The 6,683-nt window shown below is 62.7% G+C and carries 7 protein-coding genes; 4 read left to right on the forward strand and 3 right to left on the reverse strand.

Annotated features, from left to right (window positions below):
• Nucleotides 1-34: 34 nt before the first annotated feature.
• Nucleotides 35-484 (reverse strand): carbon monoxide dehydrogenase subunit G, encoded by a 450-nt coding sequence (locus tag EOA86_RS16590; protein WP_128342630.1) that lies wholly within the window; start codon nt 482-484, stop codon nt 35-37.
• Nucleotides 485-641: 157 nt separating this feature from the next.
• Here EOA86_RS16590 and EOA86_RS16595 point away from each other — a divergent pair, with 157 nt between their 5' ends.
• Nucleotides 642-2,447 (forward strand): IlvD/Edd family dehydratase, encoded by a 1,806-nt coding sequence (locus tag EOA86_RS16595; RefSeq protein WP_065006138.1) that lies wholly within the window; start codon nt 642-644, stop codon nt 2,445-2,447.
• A 154-nt stretch (nt 2,448-2,601) separates the two neighbouring features.
• Here EOA86_RS16595 and EOA86_RS16600 read toward each other — a convergent pair whose 3' ends face one another.
• A complete protein-coding gene (locus EOA86_RS16600; RefSeq protein WP_128342632.1) occupies nt 2,602-3,021 on the reverse strand; it encodes a GFA family protein in 420 nt (139 codons plus the stop codon).
• A 192-nt stretch (nt 3,022-3,213) separates the two neighbouring features.
• Between EOA86_RS16600 and EOA86_RS16605 the strand changes: the two genes are divergently transcribed.
• Genes EOA86_RS16605 through EOA86_RS16615 form a run of 3 tightly spaced genes read left to right on the forward strand, consistent with a single transcriptional unit; the run spans nt 3,214 to nt 5,882 of the window.
• On the forward strand, nt 3,214-4,029 hold the full coding sequence (locus EOA86_RS16605) for a sulfurtransferase/chromate resistance protein (protein ID WP_128342633.1): 816 nt from the start codon (nt 3,214-3,216) through the stop codon (nt 4,027-4,029).
• Nucleotides 4,026-5,429: a chromate efflux transporter gene (gene chrA / locus EOA86_RS16610; RefSeq protein ID WP_128342635.1), complete on the forward strand. Its 1,404-nt coding sequence runs from the start codon at nt 4,026-4,028 to the stop codon at nt 5,427-5,429. Before EOA86_RS16605 ends, chrA begins: the two co-directional genes overlap by 4 nt.
• 54 nt (nt 5,430-5,483) lie before the next feature.
• Nucleotides 5,484-5,882: a hypothetical protein gene (locus EOA86_RS16615; RefSeq protein WP_128342637.1), complete on the forward strand. Its 399-nt coding sequence runs from the start codon at nt 5,484-5,486 to the stop codon at nt 5,880-5,882.
• 21 nt (nt 5,883-5,903) lie between these two features.
• Here EOA86_RS16615 and EOA86_RS16620 read toward each other — a convergent pair.
• Nucleotides 5,904-6,683 (reverse strand): trimethylamine methyltransferase family protein (locus EOA86_RS16620; protein WP_206630045.1); only part of this gene is annotated, 780 nt, incomplete at its 5' end.

Raw genomic sequence — 6,683 nt, forward strand, 5'->3', positions numbered from 1 at the left:
CCCTTCGGGCCACCCTCCCCTCAAGGGGGAGGGATCAGCCGCCCACCTTCTCGCCAAAACTCGAAAAGAACTGTCCGGCCAGTTTCTTCGATGTCGATTCGATCAGCCGACTGCCGAGCTGAGCAATCTTTCCGCCGACATCGGCCTTGGCCGCATATCTCAGGATCGTCGCCTCCGGGCCATCTGCGGTCAGGGTCACATCGGCGCCGCCTTTGGCGAAGCCGGCGATGCCACCCTTGCCCTCGCCCTGGATGGTGTAGGAATGCGGCGGGTTGAGGTTCCTCAGCGTCACCTCGCCATTGAACGTCGCTTTGATGGGGCCGATTTTGACCACCACGGTCGCTCCCATCTCGGTGTCCGACTTCTTTTCGAGGCTCTGGCAGCCCGGAATGGTCTGCCTCAGAACGTCCGGGTCGTTCAGCGCTTCCCACACCTTTTTCAGGGGTGCGGCGATGCGTTCCTCGCCTTCGATCACCAAAGCCATCAAAATCTCCAGGATACAAACTGACAGGCCCCGATGCGGTCTAGCGTGAGGGTAGACGCATGTCTATCGCACCAAAGTCCGGAATCGGATGGCGCGTGCCTCTTGCCTGCTCTCGCGCGTTGTCATATCGATTTGTCATACAAATACGGAGACCATGATGGCCGGCGCCCCCACGCAGAAAAAGAAATTTCGCTCGCAGGAGTGGTTCGACAATCCCGACAATCCGGGGATGACGGCGCTTTACCTCGAGCGCTATCTGAATTACGGGCTGACGCGTGCCGAACTGATGTCGGGCAAGCCGCTGATCGGCATCGCCCAGACCGGCTCGGATCTGTCGCCCTGCAACCGCCATCATATCGAGCTGGCCAAGCGCGTGCGCGAGGGCATCGTCTCGATGGGCGGCATCCCTTTCGAGTTCCCATGCCACCCGATCCAGGAGACGGGCAAACGCCCAACCGCCGCACTCGACCGCAACCTCGCCTATCTCGGCCTGGTCGAGGTGCTCTACGGCTACCCGCTCGACGGCGTCGTGCTCACCATCGGCTGCGACAAGACGACGCCGGCCCTGCTGATGGCCGCGGCCACCGTCAACATTCCGGCTATCGCGCTATCGGTCGGCCCGATGCTGAACGGCTGGCACAAGGGCAAGCGCACCGGCTCCGGCACCATCGTCTGGGAATCGCGCCAGCGCCTGTCGGCAGGCGAAATCGGCTATGACGAGTTCATGGACATCGTCGCCTCCTCGGCGCCGTCCACTGGCTATTGCAACACCATGGGCACCGCCACCACGATGAATTCGCTGGCCGAGGCGCTCGGCATGCAGCTGCCTGGCTCGGCCGCGATTCCCGCTCCCTATCGCGAGCGTGGCCAGATCGCCTATGAAACGGGAAAACGCATCGTCGACATGGTGCATGAGGATCTGAAGCCCTCCGACATCATGACCCGACAGGCCTTCGAGAATGCCATCGTCGTCAATTCGGCCATCGGCGGCTCGACCAACGCGCCGATCCATCTCAACGCCATCGCACGCCATCTCGGCGTGCCGCTCGACAATGACGATTGGCAGCAGGTCGGCCTCAAAATACCGCTCATCGTCAACCTGCAGCCGTCGGGCGAATATCTCGGCGAGGATTATCATCATGCCGGTGGCGTGCCGGCGGTGGTGGCCGAACTGATGAAGGCCGGGCTGTTGCCCCATCCCGACGCCATGACCGTCAACGGCAAGACGATGGGCGACAATTGCAGTGGGGCCGTCAACGAGAATCCCGACGTCATCCGCAGCGTCGCCGAGCCGCTGAAAGCCAACGCCGGCTTCATCAATCTTAGGGGTAATCTGTTTGATTCGGCGATTATGAAGACCAGCGGTATCTCGCCCGAATTCCGCGAACGCTATCTGTCGAACCCAAAGGACCCCGAGGCCTTCGAAGGCAACGCCATGGTCTTCGACGGGCCCGAAGACTACCACGCCCGCATCGACGATCCGGCGCAAGGCATCGACGAGCACACGATCCTGTTCATGCGCGGCGCCGGCCCGATCGGTTATCCGGGCGGCGCCGAAGTCGTCAACATGCAGCCGCCGGCCCATCTCATCAAGAAGGGCATTCATGCGCTGGCCTGCATCGGCGACGGTCGCCAGTCGGGCACGTCGGGCTCGCCGTCGATCCTCAACGCCTCGCCCGAAGCCGCCATAGGCGGCGGGCTGGCGCTGTTGAAGACCGGTGACCGCGTCCGCATCGACCTGCGCAAGGGCACCGCCGACATTCTCGTCACCGACGACGAGATCACGCGCCGTCGCGCCGAGCTGCAGAACAGTGGCGGCTATCACTACCCCAAGCACCAAACGCCATGGCAGGAGATCCAGCGCGGCATGGTCGACCAGTTTTCCGAAGGAATGGTGCTGAAGCCGGCGGTAAAGTACCAGGATGTGGCGCACACCCGCGGCGTGCCGCGGGACAATCACTAATGCATGTCGCCCCAAAGTGTGCAGCGGTTTTGGGACAACGACATGCATAAAAGCAAAGGTCTAAAGGGCGTCGCGTGTTTCAGACGACGGCGCTTTCCGCTGGCGGCGGCTTGATACGATCAAGCCGCCGCCATATGTTTGCTGGGCCCGCCGCTCAGAGATAGCCGGTGATCTCCGGCGCTTTGTCCTGCTTGTCGCGCTTGCCGTCCTCGTAGACAATTGGTGCTGCGGCGAGTTCCTCTTCGGTGACGTCGTCGAGGCAGGCGACGTTCACCGCCCAGAAGTTCCCGCCCAAGAAGTCGAGATAGCCGCGCGAGAGAAAATTCGCGCCGCAGTTCGGGCACATATAGTGGTTGATGTCGCCTTCCGGCCAGTTCGACGGCGTCGCCTTGTATTCCCGCATCCGGTCGCGGCCGTCCGTCACCCGCACGGCCTCATAGGCCGCGAAGGATTTCCGGTAGCCGAGCTTCCAGCAGAAGCTGCAATTGCATTTGCGGATGCCCTCAGTGAGGTCGATGTCGGCTTCGAAACGCACCGCGCCGCAATGGCAGCTGCCGTGATAGGTCTTTTTCATGGTTTTCCTCCCAGACGTGTTCTGGCTCCGCCAAACCGGCCGCCGGAGCCAGAGCATCCTTTGCTTCAGGCATGACGCTTGACAAGCGGGCGCAACAAATCCACGATCATGGCAAGGGGTGCATCGCGACGACCCCGTGAGGCGTCAGCCCAACGTTCGCGTCCAAGCTTCTCTGTCAAGGAGGTGGACGCCATGCCGTCGACAACCGCTATCACCGTATCGCAACTATCCCGTCTGATTGGTCTGCCGGGTGCGCCCGCGATCGTCGATGTTCGTATCGAAGATGATTACAACGCCGATCCGCGCCTGCTCCCGGCCTCAAGCCGGCGTGATTTCAAAACCGTCTCTACCTGGGCGTCCGAATACGCCGGCAGCCGAGTGGCGGTCATCTGCCAAAGAGGACAAAAGCTCTCGCAAGGCGTGGCCGCATGGCTGCGGCATGAGGGCGTCAGTGCCGAATCCCTCGAAGGCGGCTTCGAGGCCTGGGGCGATGCCAAGGGGCTTTTGGTCGATGCCGGCAAGTTGCCGCCCCGCGATGGAAAAGGCCGCACCGTATGGGTGACGCGGGCGCGCCCGAAGGTCGATCGCATCGCCTGCCCCTGGTTGATCCGGCGTTTCATCGATCCGAGCGCTGTTTTCCTCTTTGTCGAGGCGGCCGAAGTGTTGGCCACTGCGGATCGCTTTCAGACCGTGCCTTTCGACATCGACAATGTGTTCTGGTCACACCGCGGCGAACGCTGCACCTTCGACACGATGATCGAAGAGTTCGGGCTCGAATCCGAGGCGCTCGACCGCCTGGCCATGATTGTGCGCGCAGCCGACACTGCAAGTCTCGATCTGGTTCCCCAGGCGGCCGGATTCCTGGCCGCCTCGCTTGGCCTGTCGCGGATGTTTCGCGACGATCTGGAACAGCTGGAGGCAGGCATGCTGCTCTACGATGCGTTTTACCGATGGTGCCGCGACGCCACCGAGGAGACGCACAACTGGCCAAGCGTGAGCAAGCCATGAGCGCCCCGGTTTCTGACAGAACGGAGGCTTCGGGGGGCGAGATCGTCGAAGCGCCGGCTGCGCCAACCTTCCGCGAAGGCGTAAAGCTCTGGGCGAAAATCGGCCTGCTCAGCTTCGGCGGGCCGGCCGGCCAGATCGCGCTCATGCACAAGGAATTGGTCGAGGAACGGCGTTGGATCGGCGAGCAACGTTTCCTGCATGCGTTGAACTACTGCATGATGCTGCCCGGCCCTGAAGCCCAGCAACTCGCCATCTATATCGGCTGGCTGTTGCACCGGACGATCGGCGGCCTGGTCGCCGGTGTCCTGTTCGTCGCGCCGGGCGCGCTTGTGATGCTCACCTTGAGCATCCTCTATGCGCTATACGGCGACGCTCCCCTCGTCGAGGCGCTGTTTTTCGGGGTGAAAGCGGCCGTGCTCGCCATCGTGATCGAGGCGATGATCCGGATCGGACGTCGGGCCCTGAAGAACCGGGTCATGGTTTCGATCGCGCTCGCCGCCTTCATTGCCATCTATGCATTGAACCTGCCGTTTCCGCTCATCATCCTGCTTGCCGGCGTGACGGGCTGGATTGGGAACCGTGTTGCGCCGGCCCTTTTTTCCGGTGCGGCACACGGCAAAGACGCGGTTCCCGACATCAAGGGCGCGGTCGACCTGATGTTCGAGCGCGGCGAGCTGGCCCACACCAGGCCGACGCGATGGCATGCGCCGCGCATCATTGCGATCTGGCTGCCGATCTGGCTCGGCCCCGTGCTGCTGATCTGGGCGTTCACCGGATCCACCAGCGTGTGGACTGAGATCGGTGGCTTCTTCAGCGTCATGGCTGTCGTCACCTTCGGCGGCGCTTACGCGGTCCTTGCCTATGTCGCGCAGGCAGCGGTCGAGTCCTTCGGCTGGCTCGCACCCGGTGAAATGGTCGATGGCCTCGGGCTTGCCGAAACCACGCCTGGTCCGCTCATTCTGGTCCTGCAGTTCGTCGGCTTTCTTGCCGCGTTCCGCCAATCCGGATCGTTGAGCCCGCTGCTTGCAGGATCGCTTGGGGCGATGCTTACCCTATGGGCGACGTTCATGCCTTGCTTCTTCTGGATATTCCTCGGTGCGCCCTACATCGAAGCCCTGCGCGGCAACAAGGCGCTGTCGGCGGCGCTGACCGCGATCACTGCCGCCGTCGTCGGCGTCATCATGAATCTCGCTCTGTGGTTCGGCTTGCACGTCATCTTCGGCGAAGTGCGCAACATGGGGCTTGGAATGGACGTGCCGGTGCTCTCATCCATCGACTGGCGCGCGGCGCTGCTGTCGTGTGCTGCCATGATCGCCATTCTGAAGCTGAAGATCGGCATGCTGCCGACGCTTGCGGGATCGGCCCTCGCCGGTGTTTTGTTGCTGGCAGCGAGCGGATAGCGGCTGCGTGCGGCCGTCGCTTCATTGTAGTTCGGGCATTCGGATAGGAACATCATGGCGAGACAACGCTCTTCCCTAGGCTTCCTTGGAATGTTCGGCCGATCAGGCGACCTCAGGCAACTCGACGCCGCGTTACGCGGCGTCGATCTTCATCCCGCCCTTGTGCCGGAGGGAGCAAAGCTCACCATCGTCAATCTGATGAAAGACCACTGGTCTGACGAGCCGCCACTACAAGCCTATCCAGCGGTGGCGCAGCTATTTGGCTATTGTATTGCCGGGCCGGAAGCATTCGAGCAATCCAACGGCCTTCAACATAGGCTGGATGCGGAGCGCCGGCTGGAGGCGGCACTTGAGGCCGGCGACAGCTTCGATGCGCAAATCATACTGATGACGCTGCATGCCAAGCTGATCAGTGGCGAGGTCGTCGAGCGCTATGGGTTGGGGACCGACTGACCGTTTTGACGAGAAGCGTTCTCAGCCGCCCATGCCGCTGCGCGGCAGATGGATAAGATTGCCGAAGCGGGCGCGCAACTTGTCGTCGACCAGCTTCGGGACATGGCGAGGGAAGCGCTCGGCGAGGATGCGTTTCTTCTCGATGATCGCCCGCTGCAAGATGTCGGGCCTGCCTTTCTCGTTCCACTCCTTCGGCGAAAACCGGTCGCCAACCGCCGGGTAGAAATATTCCGTCTGCATCAGCCGCAGCGTCTGCTCGTTGCCGAGATAGTGACCCGGCCCCTTCAGGCAGACGTCGGCGATGGTGTCTATCGACAGCGACTCATCGGTCACCTCGATGCCGCGCACGCAGCGCAGGCAATGGCCAAGCATGTCGTTGTCGATGATCAGGCTTTCCAGGCAGAAACCGAGCAGCGAGGCGTGCATGCCGGCCGATTCGTAGACGAGGTTGAGGCCGGCAAGGCCCGACATCACGTCGGTGATGCCCTTTTCGTAACCGGACTGGATATCAGGCAGTTTCGAATCCGTCATGCCGGCGGCCGAACCACCGGGCAGGTCGTAGAACTGCGCCATCTGGGCGCAGGCAGCCGTCAGCACCGCTTGCTCGGCCGAACCGCCTGACATGGCGCCGGTCCTGAGATCCGAGACGAACGGCCAGGTGCCGAAAATCGCCGGATGCCCCGGCCTGATGGCGTTGACATAGACGAGGCCGGCGAGCACTTCGGCCACCGCTTGCACCACCGCGCCGGCGATCGCCGCCGGCGCTGTGGCGCCTGCCTGGCCGGCCGACAGCAACAGGAT

Origin of the sequence: Mesorhizobium sp. M5C.F.Ca.IN.020.32.2.1 (assembly GCF_004023105.1) — a bacterium.
Lineage (GTDB): Bacteria > Pseudomonadota > Alphaproteobacteria > Rhizobiales > Rhizobiaceae > Mesorhizobium > Mesorhizobium wenxiniae.